Origin of the sequence: Streptomyces sp. NBC_01384, assembly GCF_045040035.1 — a bacterium.
Lineage (GTDB): Bacteria > Actinomycetota > Actinomycetes > Streptomycetales > Streptomycetaceae > Streptomyces.
Genome location: NZ_CP109559.1, coordinates 7,828,297 through 7,844,936 on the forward strand (window position 1 = coordinate 7,828,297; position 16,640 = coordinate 7,844,936).

Here is a 16,640-nt window from a genome sequence, read left to right on the forward strand (position 1 = left end):
ATCACTATTGATATAGGGGTACAGTTTATAGATGTGTGGTTCTACTTTCTGGAAATGGGAGGGGCATGGACAAGCCCGTCGAGATGTTCGACCGCGACTACGAATGGTCGGCGCTGACACGGTTCATCGAAGATGAACAGCCTGGCGCGACGCTCGGTGTGGTCTCCGGGCGGCGCCGACAGGGCAAGACCTTCTTGCTCGACGCGGCCTGCCGTGCCGCAGGCGGGTTCTACTTCGGGGCGACCGAGGCCGCCGATGCCGAGTCCCTGCGGCGTATCAGCGCTGCGCTCACCGCGCATGTGCGCCCTGCCAGTCCGTACCACTTCTCCGACTGGGCCGAGGCCGTCGACGCGCTCCTCGCGCTGGGCACGGAGCGGCCCGTGCCCGTCGTGATCGACGAGTTCCCGTACCTTGCCAAGGCGAATCCGGAGCTCCCCTCGATCCTCCAAGAGGCGCTGCGGACCCTGCGCGACCAGCGCAGCGGCTCCCGCACCCGACTCCTGCTGTGTGGCTCGGCACTGTCGTTCATGGGCAGGCTGCTGTCCGGCAATGCCCCCCTGCGAGGCCGGGCAGGGCTGGAGTTGGTTGTCCGCCCTCTCGACCACCGCCTGGCCGCCGAATTCTGGAACATCACAGACCCGCGCCTGGCCCTGCAGGTCAACGCGGTCGTCGGCGGTACACCTGCGTATCGACGGGAATTCGCCCGCGGCGACACCCCGAACGGAGCCGACGACTTCGACGACTGGGTCGTCCGCACCGTCCTCAACCCAGAGACCCCTCTGTTCCGCGAGGCCCGCTATCTGCTCGCGGAAGAGCCCGACCTGCGAGACACCGCCCTGTATCTGTCCGTGCTGGCCGCAGTCGCCGACGGCAACGCCACCCGCGGGGGTATGGCCGGGTACCTGGAACGCAAGGCCACCGACATTGCGCACCCCATCAATGTCCTCGAAGACGCGGGCCTGCTGCACCGAGATGCCGACGCCTTCCGTGACAACCGGCCCACCTACCGCATCGCCGAACCGCTGATCGGTTTCTATCACGCCATCATGCGACCGGTCTGGGACCAGCTGGAACGCCCCGGCAGCGCAGCCCGGGTCTGGCAGGCCAGCCGCCGCCGCTTCACCAGTAACGTCCTCGGCCCTCATTTCGAACAGGTCTGCCGCGACTGGGCGCTGCACCACGCCGACCCAGAACTGATCGGCGGTCTGCCTGCCCGGGTCGGACACGGCGTGGTGCACGATCCCAGGGCCCGCGTCGGACACGAGGTGGATGTGGCGGTCATCGGCATCGCCGACGGCTCCAAGCCACCGCTCCTGGCCATCGGCGAGGCCAAATGGAACGACACCATGGGCATCGCCCACATCGAGCGCCTCCAGCACATCCGCGACCTCATCACCCAGGCGGGACGCTACGACACCACCAGTACCCGACTCATGTGTCTCAGCGGCGCAGGCTTCAACGACAAGGCATACGCGGCCGCACATGCTGACCCTGATATCCAACTGGTGGACCTGGAGGCGCTCTACGGCATGGCATGACCCGCGCCCCGAGGACGTGAACATGTCCGGGTCAGGGATGGAGCGAGCAGGGCGATCGTGGTCCGCCAGACTCGGCTCCGTATTGGCCGACCTCGACACCGCACCGTCGGCAGGCGCGCCGAGGCCGACGGAGCCCGCTCTCTGGCCGACCGCGGCCGCCCAGATCAAGGACGGAGCCCGGTGCCGCCGAACCTGTCGGCCATGCGCCACAGACCTCAGGAGAGGGCGCACGTCTTGCCAGTGCCGGGCGAAGGTTCTGGGCTATGGCTGGGCGGCCGGCTCCAGTGCTTCGACGGCTGCGGCGGCAGCGGAGGAGTCCTGGCCGTAGAAGATGTCGATGTCGACTTCTTCGCCGCCCATGGTCAAGGTGTCCCAGGCGCCACTGAGGACGAGCATGCGCAGCGTGGTGGGCTCCAGGGTGCGCAGCCGTTCCAGGATCGCTTCGTCGTCCGGCATTCCGGGCAGACGGGGGGCGAGCCTTTCGCGAATGGCACGCATGCGCTCCAGAAGTGTCCTGGTGTCCGCCTCCCGGTCGGGCTCCTCGGTGATTCCGTCGATGCCGTGGTCGATGATGTCCTTGATCGCCCAGGTGACACCCTGGTCGTCGGTGGTGACCATCGCCTTCCACGCGCGGCTCTTGTGCCGGTACTGGAGCATCGACATGGCGGCCTCGTGCCGCAGGAAGTCCGCGTCCCGGAAGGGCCTCCCGTTCCAGGCACCGTTGAGGGAGCGGGCCAGTGAAACGGCGGAGGCGAGACCGCTGTTGAGCCCACGGCCCGGCCAGAAGTGGATGGCGTTGGCGGCGTCACCGAGGAGGAATCCGTAGGTACCCGGTGAGTTGACGGTCGGGGGCAGCAGTTCGGCGGAGAAGAGCGGGCGTTGCACCATGTCCAGGCGGAAGCTGGTGACCGCGGTCAGGTGCTCGGCCTGGACGTCGAACAGCCGCAGCCCCTCGTACACCCGCTTCCACAGCGACGATCCCTTGATCAGGGCCGGCAGGAACAGCGTGCCGTGTGTGGAGCACTGGAAGTCGCCGTGTTCGTCGCGGTTCATCAGGCACGGCCGGGAGGCGATGCACTCCTCGAAGACGCGGCGGACCGGGTCGATGCCGACGACCTCCCCCAGCTCGGCGTCGGTCAGCCGCATGTTGAGGAAGCCCTCCCCGCGCAGCGAGTTGAGCAGGAAACGGTTCTGCGCGACCGTCAGCAGGATCGCCATGGGGTCGGACAGGTCCGACTTCACCCGCAGGCCGAGGACGACGTCCCGCAGATGGCGGCCGTCGAGGGAGTAGATGGACTCGTCGGCCTTGCCGAACCGGGCGGCGAAGTGCTCCCGGGTGCGCGACCGCCCGCCGTCGCAGATGGCGAGCACATGCTGCCCGGCGAGGGCGTCCTGCTGTTCCGCCGGGTCGAACCGGGCGGGTATGAGCCGGATCCGGTCCCGCTTCTCGTTCGCCAGCTCCAGCAGCCGGTCCTCGATGTAGGCGATACGCATGTTGCGCGGGTGGTGGTTTCCGATCGAGTCCGGGCCGGACGGCCACATCTCGGTGTAGTGCTCCGGGTCGAAGAGACGCGCCTGGACCTCCTCCGGCCATGCGAGGTACTGGCGGCTCTGCACGGTCACCACCTGCTGGCGCCGCACATTGCCTTCCTCCTGGCCCTTCCAGACGACGGTACGGCCGTCCTTGCGCCACCTGCCCTCGTAGACGGTGATCTTCGCCTGGGCCCCGAGGAAGTGCTCAAGGAGCAGGGCGAAGGAGAGCCCGACAGGGCCCCCGCCGACAACGGTGACCCGCAGTACGGACCCCTGCTCGCTCTCCTCCGGGTGGGTCACGGATCGGGGCAGGGAGAGCGCCATGAGGGTCTCCATGGCGTCCGCCACCTCGAAGCGGAACTCCTGGTCGCCGATGGTGATCTCGTCACCGGCCTGCAGCAGCCGGGACTCCACCTCCTCTCCGTTGACCAGCGTGCCGTTGCTGCTGCCGCAGTCGCGCAGTACGTATCCCTCGTCCTGGTCGAAGACGATCTCCGCATGGAAGCGGGAGACGCTCAGACTGGAGATGACGACGGTGTTCTCGGCGTTGCGTCCGAAGGTGACGCGGGTGTCGAGGATCGGGATGCGCTCTCCCGCCAGCAGACCTTGGAGCCCAACGAGCACCGGTGCCACGGCACTTCCTTCCAGGGGTGGATGACATCGATATCACTGTGGTGCCGCCGGACACCTCGACGCGCGTCCGCGCCGGACGGCGGTCGACCGGCGGAAACAACGACACGCTTGGCATGTTGTCGAGCCGTGGAGCGATCACATGCGATGGCAGCACAGCTCTCCCGGAGGCGCGCGGCCCTCTTCCCCAACTGTCCCCATCCAGGACCATATACTTGCTTAGTCAAGTATTTCTAGTGTGCGCTTCGGTGTGCTCGCATGTGATCTACAGGACTTCGTCCGCTCTCGGCCCGTGGCCCGCGCCGGAGCACGAACAGTCCTCACTCCCCAGGCCACCGGATCGGAACCCTCCGCAGCACCCCAAGCCCTCCTTTCCCCCATACCGGAACCCCTCCTTTCCCCCGTACCGGGACACGGCGCCCGCCCGGGCATCGACGTCCTGGTGGTCCAACGCCCCCTGCACCAAGGGATTCATGGTCATCCCAAGGCACTGAACCATCGAGCGGACCTTCGGCCGGCCGATGCGTCACCGCCGCCTTGCCCGCGACCACGAGACCCACCCCCACCGCTCCGAAGCCCTGATCCGCCTCGCGATGACCGACCTCATGGCCCGTGGACTCACCAGTAGTGCCACCCCGACACCCGTCCGGGACCACACACGAATCCACGGACCGAACGCGCCGTCACAGAAGCCGGCCTCGGTGCACGTTCAGAAGGCCGCTCGTCGCGACCGCCCCCAGCCCGCCTCGAATAACGCTATTGCGAACGATTTCGCCGCCCTGGGCGTCTGTCAAGAGGCCCGCATGGGGCAGTGGCCCCTGGACATCAGGCCCGCACCTCGCCGGAGCCGCGGACCTTCACGGTGGCCGGGACGAGCATGGTCTGCACCGGCCGGCCGGGGTCAGCGATGCGTGCGCGCGGCAGCCCGACGGCTGTCTGGCCGACCTCAGGTGCTCTGCGAGCGTGGTGAGGTCGTGGTCGTCGTCGGTGAGGTGCACCGGGTGCCGGGACAGGAGGCTGCGGAGGGCGGGTTCCGCGCGGCTGTCGAAGGCGCCACGCACGCCCGGAAGGGTCCGCCGGGCACTGAACATCTCGTTCTCGTCGGAACAGGTGAACGGAAGTGGTCGGGCATTCATCGGTAGCGGGTGCCCGGCCGCTCACTTATGCGGATCCTCTGCGTGAAACCCGTCGTCCGGTGAATTTCTGAAGAACAGCGGCATGCGATTCAGGCCCCCCGCCATGCCGGTCCTCGCAATTCCGGTCACCGGCAGGCTGGTTTATGCTCGCGCCATTTGCGGCGACGACCGGTCGGCGCTGGTACGAAGGGGTGGGTGCGCATGCGGAAGAAGCTCTGGGCCTGGGGCGGCGGAGCCGCGGCGGCGGCGGTGGCCGGGGCGGTGGTGGCCCTGGGCCTGTCGGGCGGGGGCGGGGACACCACCCCCGCGCCGAGAGCCCGTCAGTACACGTCCTTCGCCGCCTGCCTGCTCACGGACGCCAAGGGGATCACCGGCCCCCAGGCTGCACCGGTGTGGGCCGGCATGCAGGACGCGTCCCTCGCGACTCACGCCAAGGCCGGCTACCTGGCGGTCGCCGGGCCGGAGACGGAGGCCAACGCGCAGGCCTACGCGAACACCCTGATCCAGCATCGCTGCGACCTCGTCCTGGCGGTGGGCAAGGCGCCCGCCTCGGCGGTACGGAAATTGGCGCCGAGTTCGCCCAAATCCCGATTCATCACCGTCGGTTCCGGATCCACCCTGCACAACGTCAGTTTCATCGCCGCCACTTCAAAGACGCGTACCGCCGTGGCGAGAGCGATGGAAGCCGCGGTCGATGCATCATCGAAGGAATGAATTCACCCGCCTGTAACCCTGTTGATGTCTTTGATTCTCGTTATCCCCAGGTGAATCTAAAAAACAGTCAATGGAGTTCCAGCTGATCTAGTGCTTACCGCTCCCGATGCTGTTGAGTCGGCCCGCTTGGTGATCATGTGCTGATTCTCGTCAGGAGCTGTGATGCGCTCTCGTCGTTTCCGTCGTTCCGCCCGGCGGATACGCCTGCACCGCAGGGTCGTTCGCGCCGCCACCGTCTTGGTGCTGGCCTGCCTGGCGATGGCGCTGACCGGGGAGTCGGCGGTGGCGGACGGCCGCGGGCTTCCCCCGTTGTCGGTGCCCAGCTTCTCCGACGTGCTGGGCTGGCTGAAGGACCCGGCCTCCCCGCACTGGGGGCATCTGCCGCGCCAGCGGTCCGGGTCCGCCGCCGGGCGCAGCCACCACGCGTCGGCGGCCTCGACCCGCGCCCACCGCGGCGTCGGACACAAGCCCGGCCACGGCAGAGGTGAACTCCCCCCCGCCAAGCCCTACACGCGCAAGGTCGCCAAGGGCCCGAGCGCCACCCGGCTCGGGTTCAACGCCAGGACCAGCAGGCGAGTGGCGGCCAAGTCCACCGCGACGTCGAACTACTTCAAGAACGCGGACGGCTCCTACAGCCGCAGCTACTCCCTGCTCCCGGTCAACTACCGTGACCCGGCCGGGGACTGGCAGCCCATCGACACCCACGTCGTGCGCGGCGCGCACGGTCGCTGGGCGGAGAAGGCCAACTCGCCCGCGGCGGACTTCGCCGCCACCGGCTCCGATGCCGCACTGGCCCGCCTGACCATGAGCGGCGGACGGCAGCTGTCCTACGGCCTGTCCGGAGCGAAGCCCGTCGCGCCTCAGGTCTCCGGATCCACCGTCTCCTACCCGGACGTGCTGCCGGACACCGACCTGAACCTTCAGCCGACCGCGACCGGGCTGAAGGAGTCGATCGTCCTCGCCTCCTCCCGGGCGGCCCACTCATGGGACTTCCCGCTCGACCTGAAGGGCCTCACCCCCGTCGAGCTGAAGGACGGCTCGATCGCGCTGCGCGACTCCTCCGGCAAGAACGCCGGCGAGATCCCCCCGGCCTACGCCTACGACTCCCACGTCGACCGGCATTCGGGCGAGCGAGCCACCACGCACGCCGTCCACTACACCCTGACGACCTCCGATGACCGTCCCGTGCTGCGGGTGACGCTGGACGCGGCGTGGCTGCACGCCCCCGGCCGGGTCTTCCCGGTCACCGTGGACCCCTCGTTCGACAACGAGCAGGCGATCACCACCTATGCCGAGTCGGGCAGCCCCGGCGACCACTCGATGGAGCAGGCCATCAAGGTCGGCTCCTACGACTCGGGCCCGCACTCCGCCGTGTCCTACCTCCAGTTCCCCGGTCTCGGACTGGACGGCTCGCAGGTCTCGGTCTCGGCGGCCTCGCTGAGCCTGTACGACGTGTGGTCATCGACCTGCACGGCCGAACGGTTCGACGTCGCGCCGGTCAGTTCGGCCTGGACGCCCTCCTCGATCACCTCCTACCCGGGGCCCTCTCACGGTTCGTCGATCGGCAACGCCACCCCGAACACGCCCAACGGGTGCGCGAACAGCAGCGGGGACCTCAGCAAGGGCGACTGGGTGACGGTCACGCTGTCCGCGTCGACCTTCAACACCTGGGCCTCGGCGGCCGGCGCGTCGAGCGACCACGGGCTCGCCGTCTACGCGTCGACCTCGGACGCCCTGCACTGGAAGCAGTTCGGCTCGATCTACGATGCGACGTACGCCCCGAGCCTGATGCTGACCTACACCGGCGCCATGCTGCCGCAGGTGGTCAGTGCCAGCCCGGTGAACAACGCGTCCGTCACCACGCTCACCCCGCAGCTGTCCGCGGTGGCGCACATCGACCCGAACCTGACGACGACCCAGAAGTACGACTTCCAGGTCTACAACACCTCCGGCACGAAGCTCGCCGACTCCGGCAACATCACGGCCAACTACTACAACGTGCCGGCCAACAAGCTGACCTGGGGCAAGGCCTACTACTGGGAAGTGCAGGCCTACGACGGCACCAACTACTCCCCTGGGCCGCAGTGGCAGCAGTTCACCACGCAGGTGCCCCAGCCGGTGGTCACCTCCGGCCTCTCCCAGAACACCGACGGCCACGGCTACAACCCGGCCGTCGGCAACTACACCACGTCGGCGACCGACGCGAACGTGGCGACTCCCGGCCCGTCCCTGACCGTGATCCGCGACTACAACTCCCGTGACCCGCGCACCGCCGGGGCGTTCGGCGCCGGCTGGTCCAGCGTGTTCGACGCGCGCGCCACCGAGCAGTACGACTCGACGGGCGCCGTGACCGCGGTGTACGTCACCTATCCCGACGGCTCGGCCATCTGGTACGGGAAGAACTCCGACGGGTCGTTCTCGCCGCCCGAAGGCCGGTTCGCGACCTTCAAGAGCGTGAGCGGCGGCGGCTACACGCTCACCGACAAGAACGCCACCGTCTACACGTTCACCCACCAGCTGGGCTCCGGCGCCTACGGCATCGCGTCGATCACCGACGCCAACGGCCGTGCGGAGAACTTCACCTGGACCGGCAGCCAGATCACCGCGATGGCCTCGGCGGTCTCGCAGCGCGCCGTTCACCTGACCTGGAACACCCCCTCGGGCGCGACGAGCCCGCACGTCGCCACCGTGGCGACCGACCCGGTGACCGCGGGGCAGTCCGGGACGCTGACCTGGGCGTACTCGTACACCGGTGACCAGCTGACCAAGGTCTGTTCGCCGACGGACACGGCCAACGGGACCGGCTGCACCCGGTACGGCTACACGAGCGCCTCGCAGGAGCACAGCCAGACCCTGGACCTGGACCCGAACTCGTTCTGGCCGCTGTCGGAGGCCTCCGGCACCACGGCCGCGAGCGCCGTCCTGCCCCGCGAGGGCGTGGACAACGCGACGTACAGCAATGTGACCCTGGGCCAGGCCGGTCCGCTGGCCGGCAGCACCTCGACCGCCGCCGGCTTCAACGGGACGTCCTCGTACGTCCAGCTCCCGGACCTCGGCCTCGGCAACTCCAGCTCCCAGACGATCTCCCTGTGGTTCAAGACCGCCAAGGCGACGGCGGGCGTGCTGTTCTCCTCCTCGGACATGCCCGTACAGGCCACGGCGACCGTGGGCGACTTCACGCCGTCGCTGTATGTCGGCACCGACGGCAAGCTCAACGGCCTGTTCTGGTACGGCACGACGACCACACCCATCACCACGTCGGCCTCCGTGGCCGACAACAAGTGGCACCACGTGGTCCTCTCCGGTTCCTGGACCAAGCAGACGATGTGGCTGGACGGCAGCCAGGTCGGAACCTCGGCCGGCTACGGCTCCTTCGGGTTCACCGGCAACATGCCCTGGCTGTTCACCCACGCCTACCTGGGCACCGGCTACCTCGGATCCACCTGGCCGGACCAGCCGCACCCCAACTCGTCGACCATCTACGGCACTTACTTCAACGGGTCGATCGCCGACGCCTCCTTCTTCGGGCGCCCCCTGGTCCAGGCGGACGTCACCACCCTCTACAAGGCGGGTACCACGCCGGCCAGCCTGCTCAGCACGGTCACCCGCCCCTCGGGCAAGACCTACGCGTCGGTGACGTACGACCCCACGACGACGGCCGCCACGCACCTGGTCGACGAGAACGGCGGCTCCTGGTCCATGGCGGCGCCGGCCGTGACCGGATCCAGCCAGGTCTACCGCGCCGCGATTCTGGGCTCAGGGTCCGTCGGCTACTACCGGCTCGGTGAGTCGGCGGGCGCCTCCGAGGCGGTCGACGAGGAGAACTCCGGATCAGGGACGTACGCGAACACGACGCTCGGGGTGAGCGGCCCCTTCTCCGACCAGACGGCGGCGTCCTTCAACGGCACATCCTCTTATGTGCAGTTGCCCGTGCAGTTGCTACACACCTACACGGAGCGCAGCGTCGAGCTGTGGTTCAAGACCAGCACGCCCGGCGTCCTCGTCGGTGACCAGTCGGTCGCCGTCGCGGGAGCGACCGGCGCCTCCGGCAGCTGGTCCCCGGTCCTCTACGTCGGCAGTGACAACAAGGTCCACGGCCACTTCTGGAGTGGCAGCGGCAGCGGCGCGACCGCCTTCGGTTCCACGAGCACCGTCACCGACAACAAGTGGCACCATGTGATCCTCACCGTGTCCGGCAGCACCCAGACGCTCTACCTGGACGGCAACCAGCAGGGCACCTACTCCGGCGCCCCGAACGACCAGGGCAACAACCACCTCTACATCGGGGCCGGCTTCGCGAAGTCGTGGATCGCCTCACCCGGCGACGTCAGCTACTTCACCGGCTCGATCGCCGAAGTGACCCTCTACCAGCACGCCCTCTCCGGTGACGACGTGGCCGCCCACTGGGCGGCCGGCCGCAACTCCTCGGGGACGGCCCCGCTGGAGACGGTGCGGGTGACCGACCCCGGCAGCAAGACGGTCACCTACCAGTACGACCCGCTGAACGGCTACCGGGCCGTCGCGCAGATCGACGGCCTCGGCAACAAGACGACGTACGGTTATGACACCGGCGGCTTCGAGCACATGGTCATCGACCCGGACGGCAACGTCACGGCGATAGGCCACGATGTGCGCGGCAACGAAGTGTCCAGGGCCACCTGTCAGAACCTCGCCTCCCTGAAGTGCTCGACGACGTACACCAGTTACCTTCCGGACGACACCAGCGCGCAGCTGACGCCCAACCCGCAGAACGACCTGCCGAGCACGGTGCGCGACGCACGCTCCTCGTCCAGCTCCGACAACACCTACCTCACGTCGTACAGTTACGACGCCGCGGGCAACAGCACGGGGGTCACCACGCCGGCGGTGCCCGGATTCCCGCACGGCCGTAGCACCTCGATCGCGTACACCGACGGCACCACTGTCGCGGCCGCCGACGGCGGGTTCGCCCCCAAGGGCCTTCCATACAAGACGGTTTCCCCGGGCGGCGCGACCACCACGATCTCGTACTTCAAGAACGGCGACATCGCCTCCATGACCGACCCCGACGGGCAGGTCACGTCGTTCACCTACGACAACCTCGGCCGGATGCTGACCAAGAAGGCCGTCTCGGACAGCTACCCGGCGGGCCTGACCACCACCTACACCTACGACGGCGATTCCCAGATCACCGGCGAGGTGGACCCGGCGGTCACCAACCGGGTCACCAGTGCCACCCACCAGAAGTCGACCGGCACCGTCTTCGACGCCGACGGCATGATCTCCTCCCAGACGGTCGCCGACCTCGGCGGCGGGGACGCCTCACGAACCCAGTCGTACACGTACACCCCGTACGACCAGGTGAAGACCAGCACGGACGCGGCCGGCGGCATGACGACGTACACCTACGACGGGTACGGCAACCAGGCGACGGTCCAGGACCCGGCCGGCAACGTGCTGTCCTACGGGTACGACCCGAACGGCAAGCTGCTCACCCAGACCCTGAAGAACTACATCGGCGACCCGGTCAACCCGTCCGCCGCGCGCGACCTCGTCGAGTCCTCCCGCGCCTACGACCCGTCGGGACGGCTGCAGTCCCTGACGGACGCCATGGGCAACGTCACGTCGTACACCTACACCGACAACGGCCTGACGGCCACGGTCACCCGCAGCGACCCGACCGGGCACCAGTACTTCGTCGAGCAGTCCAACACCTATGACGCGGCAGGCAATCTGACCTCGCAGGTCATCAACAACGGTGCCACCACCACCAATTCGGCAGTGGACGCCGCCGACCGGGTCACCGCGACGACAGTGGATCCCACCGGCGTGAACAGGACCACGACCGTCTCCTACACGCCCGACGACAAGGTGGCCACCACCACCCTCACCGACGGCACCGGCACCACTCACACCACCAGCTCCACCTACGACCCGATGGGCAACCTCACCAGCCAGTCGGTGCACGAGGACGGCGTGAGCCACCCCAACGCCTGGTGGAGGCTGGACCAGAACTCGGGCAGCTCGGTCTCCGACAACTCCGGCAACGGCAACACCGCCACCGCCGGCTCCGGGATCACCTGGTCGGACGGGGCGGCCCACTTCAACGGATCGGCCGGCGGCTCGGGCAGTGTCATCGCGACCAACGGGCCCGTGCTGAACACCGCCTCCTCCTACACCGTCTCCGCCTGGGTGAACCTCTCCGACGCCTCCACGTACCGGACGTTCGTGGCCCAGGGCGGCACCAACCGGGCGTCGTTCTACCTCCAGTACTCGCTGCCCGACAACAGCTTCCGCCTCCACGCGGCCAGCCAGGACCTCGCCTCGCCCTCGGCGTTCTACGACGCCGTCGCCCCGGCACACGCGGCGCTGAACACCTGGACGCACCTGGTGGGTCAGCTCGACGCGAGCACCGGAACGCTGAAGCTGTACGTCAACGGCGCCCTCGCCGCGACCACGAGCGACCCCTCGCCGTGGAGCGGGACCGGCCCGCTCTCCATCGGCGGCACCGAGACCGCGGGCGGCACCGTCACCGACGCGGTCGCCGGCTCGGTCGACAACGTGCAGGTCTACCAGCGGGCCCTGTCCGCCGGCGAGATCTCGGCCCTGTACTCCGAGGGCCGCAACGGCGGCACCACGTCCTCCTCGGACCAGGCCACTACGCGCTGGCAGCTCGACCAGCGCGGCCTGCCGCTGTCGATGACCGACCCCGACACCAACACCACCTACTTCAGCTACGACGAAGCGGGCAACCTCGCCGTCACCACCGCCCCCGCGGTCCAGGCCGAGTCCAACGGCGGCGCGCCGGGCCTGGTCCACCCCACGAGCTACACGGGCTACGACACCTTCGGCGAGCCCACCGAGGCCGAGGGCCCGAACGGGATCGACACCACCGTCACCACCACCTACGACGCCGTCGGCCGTGTGAACTCCCGGATACTCCCCGACTACACCCCGCCGGGCAGCTCCACCGTCATCAACGACGCGACCACGTCCTACCAGTACGACGACGCACGCAACGTCAAGAGCGTCACCGATCCGCTCCAGCACACCACCACGGACCTTTACGACCAGCTCGGCGATCTGGCCCAGACCACCGACGCCAACAACGGCGTCACCCACACGGTCTACGACGCCAACGGCGAGGTGCAGTCCCGGACCGACCCCGAAGGCGGCCAGACCCAGGCCACCTACGACTACCTGGGCCGGCCCCTGACCGCCACCGCCCTGGAGCGGTACCCGACGGCGACCGCCCTGACCACCAACAACTCCTACACGGCCTCCTCCCTGAACCCCGGCGGCGCGTTCCTCGCCTCTGCCACCACCCCGGACGGCGTCACCACCGGCTACGGCTACGACGCGGTCGGCGAAAGCACCCAGGTCACCGACGGCGCCGGCAACACCACCCGTACGGCGTACGACGGCCAGGGACGCAAGACCGCCGTCACCCTCCCCGACAACACCCAGAACACCGTCACCTACGACCAGCTCGGCAACCCCGTGCGGGTCGCTTCGCTCGACACCGACCACAGCACGGTCCTGTCCTCGCAGTCGGCGACCTATGACGCGGCCGGTCTGCTGCTGTCGGCCACCGACGCCCGTCAGCACACCAGCACCTACACCTACGACGCGCTCGGACACGTGACCGGCGAGACCCAGCCGGTGGACGACGGACACTCCATCACGACCTCGTTCGGCCACGACGCCGCCGGGAACGGCACGCGCTTCACCGACGGCCGCGGCAACAGCACCTACTACACCTACAACCCGTGGAACCTGCCGGAGTCGACCGTCGAACCGGCGGTGACCACCTCCACCTACAGCTACACCGGTGCGGCCGACTCGACCTTCACCACCGCCTACGACGCCGACGGGCGCCCGGTCACCCGGACCGCCCCCGGCGGAGTGAGCGTCACCACCGGCTACGACAACGTCGGCAACGTCACCTCCCAGTCCGGCGCCGGAGCCGAGGCGGCCACCGCCGACCGCACCTTCACCTACGACCACGACAACCGGATGCGCAGCGCGGTCACCGCCGCGATCGGCACGACCACCGCCGCCACCGACGACAACTTCACCTACGACGACCGCGGCAACCTGCTGACCACCGGCGGATCGGCCGGAACGGGCTCCTTCGCCTACAACGGCGACGGACTTCTCACGGCGCGCACCGATGCCGCCGGCACCACGTCCTACGGCTACGACAACAACGACCGGCTCGCCGGCCTGACCGACCCGGCCACCGGCACCCGCCTCACCTACGGCTACAACACCCTCAACCAACTGGCGAGCATCCAGTACGGAACGGGCGGAGACACCCGCTCCTACGGCTACGACCACCTGCACCGGCTGACCGGCGACACGCTCAAGACCCCCGGCGGCAGCACCGTCGCCTCCATCGGCTACGGATACGACCCCAACGGCAACGAGACCAGCAAGACCACCACCGGACTTGTCGGCGCCACGAACAACACCTACAGCTACGACTACGCGGACCGTCTGACCTCCTGGAACAACGGCAGCACCACCACCGCGTACGCGTACGACGACTCCGGCAACCGCATCCGCGTCGGCTCCGACGTCTACACCTACGACGCCCGCGACCAGCTCACCGGCGACGGACAGAACACCTACACCTACAGCGCCCGGGGCACCCTCACCCACCAGTCCGGCACCTCCGGCGCGACCGACTTCGCCTCCGACGCCTTCGACCAGCAACTGACCCAGGGCAGCCAGACCTACCTCACCGACGCCCTCGGCCGGGTCATCACCAACACCGCCAACGGCGGGGCGACCAGGACCTTCACCTACTCCGGCACCGGCAACAACCTCGCGTCCGACGGCACGAGCACCTACACCTGGACACCCGGCGACGCCCTGGTGGGCATCGGCACACCGGGCGGCACCCCCGCGACGGCCGCTCTGGCCTACACCGACCAGCACGGCGACGTGGTCGGCGACTTCACCGGCACCGGCTCGGCCCTGACCGCATCCACCGGCTACGACCCCCTCGGCAACGTCACCGGCACCACCGGTACCCCGAGCGGCAACCTCGGCTACCAGTCGGGCTGGACCGACAACGCCACCGGCAAGGTCAACATGGCCTCCCGCTGGTACAACCCGGCCACGGGCCAGTTCATGAACAAGGACACCGCGTCCCTGAACCCCGTGCCGAACTCGGCCGCCGCCAACCCCTTCGCCTACGTCGACGACAACCCCCTCACCCGCACCGACCCCACGGGCCAGAGCTGGCTCGGCGACGCCTGGAACAGCGTCAGCCACGCCGCGAGTCATGCCTGGAACGGATTCACCAGCGCGGTGAGCTCGGGCTGGCACGCCGCCACCCACTACGCCAGCGAGGCATACGACTGGGTCTCGGACAAGCTCTCCAACGCCTGGGACACCGTGAGCGGATGGGCCAGCGACGCCTATGACTCCGCATCGCGCGCGTTCGACCGGGAAATGGCCTCACTGGACCGCGAGATCGCCAGCCTCAACCGGCAGATCGCCCAGCTCAACAGGGAGATCGCCGACGCGAAGGCCGCGATCAAACGCAAGGTCTCCAGCTTCAGACGGACCGCGTCGAACTTCGTGAGCCACGCCGCCCACAGCACCTACCAGGCCGTGGCCAAGCGCGTGAACGCCGCCACGACCTACTTCAAGAACCACGCCGCCGCCATCGCGTCGTTCGCCGTGTCCACGGTGGTCTTCGCCGGCTGCGAAGCCGCCGTCACCGCAGGCAGCGGAGGAAGCCTGGCCATCCCCGGCGCCGTCGCCTGCGGCGCGCTCGCCGGAGCGGCCGCCGGTCTCGTCGACCAGGGCAGCAAGTGCATGGGCGGACAGAAGGGGGCCTGCTCGGTCAGCGCCTTCGCCACCTCCACCGTGCTGGGCGCCGTGGGCGGTGCCATCGGTGGCGGCATCGGCGGAGCCCTCGGCGGCAAGCTCGCGGAGTCCGCGCTCGGCGACGCGCTGCCCAAACTCGTCACCAACACCCTGGAAGGCGCCACCATCGGCGGCATATCCGGCGGTGCCACCGGCGCGGCCGACTACGGCCTCACCTGCTCCGAGACCCACGCCGACTGCTCCTGGTCCGGCGCGACGGCCGCCACGGCCGACGGCGCGGCGTCCGGTGCCATCGGCGGTGCCGCGGGCGGTGTCCTCGCCACCGCGGGCGGGAAGCTGTTCGGCCGCAGTGGCTGCGGAGCCACCCACAGCTTCACCGGCACCACAGAGGTCGTGATGGCCGACGGCTCCACGCGGCCCATCGAGAAGGTCAAGGCCGGCGACAAGATCAAGGACTCCGTCCCCGGTGCGAAGGGCACCCAGTCCCACACCGTCACGCGGGTCATCGTCACCCACACCGACCACGACTTCGTGGACGTCACCATCGTGCCCACGAAGCCGGCGCCGAAGCCCAAGTCCGGCCTCGGCAAGCGAATCCTGACCAGGGCGGCCCTCGGCCTCGCCGCCTCCGCGGCCGTCATCACCACCGCCGCCGGCATCCCCCACCCGCACACCCCCGCCGACCGCCAGCAACTGACCGCCGCCACCGTGGCCGAGGCCCCGTCCGCCACCTCTTCCGGCGGGGGCACCCTCACCACCACCTACCACCACCCCTTCTACGACCAGACCCGGTCCGCCTTCGTCGACGCCAAGGACCTCCACCCCAAAGACGCCCTCCAGACCCCGACCGGCACGGCAACGGTCACCGCGGTCCGCCTTTACCACGCACACACGACGACGTACGACCTGACGATCGGTGACCTCCACACGTACTATGTGCTGGCGGGGGCTACGCCGGTTCTCGTTCACAACAGCAACTGCCGGACCGCATCGAAATACGAGGACACGACAGAGCCCAAGGCCCGCATGAAGAATGTGCGGACGGATGTTGGTCCCACGGAATTCGGAGAGAACCTTGAGGCCAACGGATGGGCCCGCCTCGAAAGGGGGCCGAACATTGAATATCAGAAGGATGGGGCACGGTACTTCCTGCGGAGCAAGGCCAAGACTGTCGACGGGTGGACAGCGGACTACTACAGGCCGGGATCAAAGAAGGCCGACATCAAGATCAGGCTGGGGGATGAGTGATGCTAGGCGAGGGTCCGCT

4 protein-coding genes and 1 pseudogene are annotated in these 16,640 nt (G+C 68.6%); 4 read left to right on the plus strand and 1 reads right to left on the minus strand.

Annotation, left to right across the window (positions count from 1 at the left end; genetic code table 11):
• Window positions 1-65: 65 nt before the first annotated feature.
• On the plus strand, window positions 66-1,538 hold the full coding sequence (locus OG747_RS35585) for an ATP-binding protein (RefSeq protein WP_405883451.1): 1,473 nt from the start codon (window positions 66-68) through the stop codon (window positions 1,536-1,538).
• 261 nt (window positions 1,539-1,799) lie between these two features.
• Here OG747_RS35585 and OG747_RS35590 read toward each other — a convergent pair whose 3' ends face one another.
• Window positions 1,800-3,704, minus strand: a complete 1,905-nt coding sequence (locus OG747_RS35590) for an FHA domain-containing protein (protein ID WP_405883452.1) — start codon at window positions 3,702-3,704, stop codon at window positions 1,800-1,802.
• 409 nt (window positions 3,705-4,113) lie between these two features.
• Between OG747_RS35590 and OG747_RS35595 the strand changes: the two are divergent.
• The 3 genes and pseudogenes from OG747_RS35595 to OG747_RS35605 all read left to right on the plus strand — a co-directional run.
• Window positions 4,114-4,339, plus strand: a pseudogene (locus OG747_RS35595) (IS5/IS1182 family transposase); the annotation flags it as partial.
• A gap of 699 nt (window positions 4,340-5,038) precedes the next feature.
• The gene (locus OG747_RS35600; protein ID WP_405883453.1) at window positions 5,039-5,551 is read left to right on the plus strand and encodes a hypothetical protein; all 513 of its coding nucleotides are present in this window, start codon (window positions 5,039-5,041) and stop codon (window positions 5,549-5,551) included.
• A 162-nt stretch (window positions 5,552-5,713) separates the two neighbouring features.
• Entirely contained in the window at window positions 5,714-16,621 is a 10,908-nt protein-coding gene (locus OG747_RS35605; protein WP_405883454.1) for a LamG-like jellyroll fold domain-containing protein, read from the plus strand.
• Window positions 16,622-16,640 lie beyond the last annotated feature (19 nt).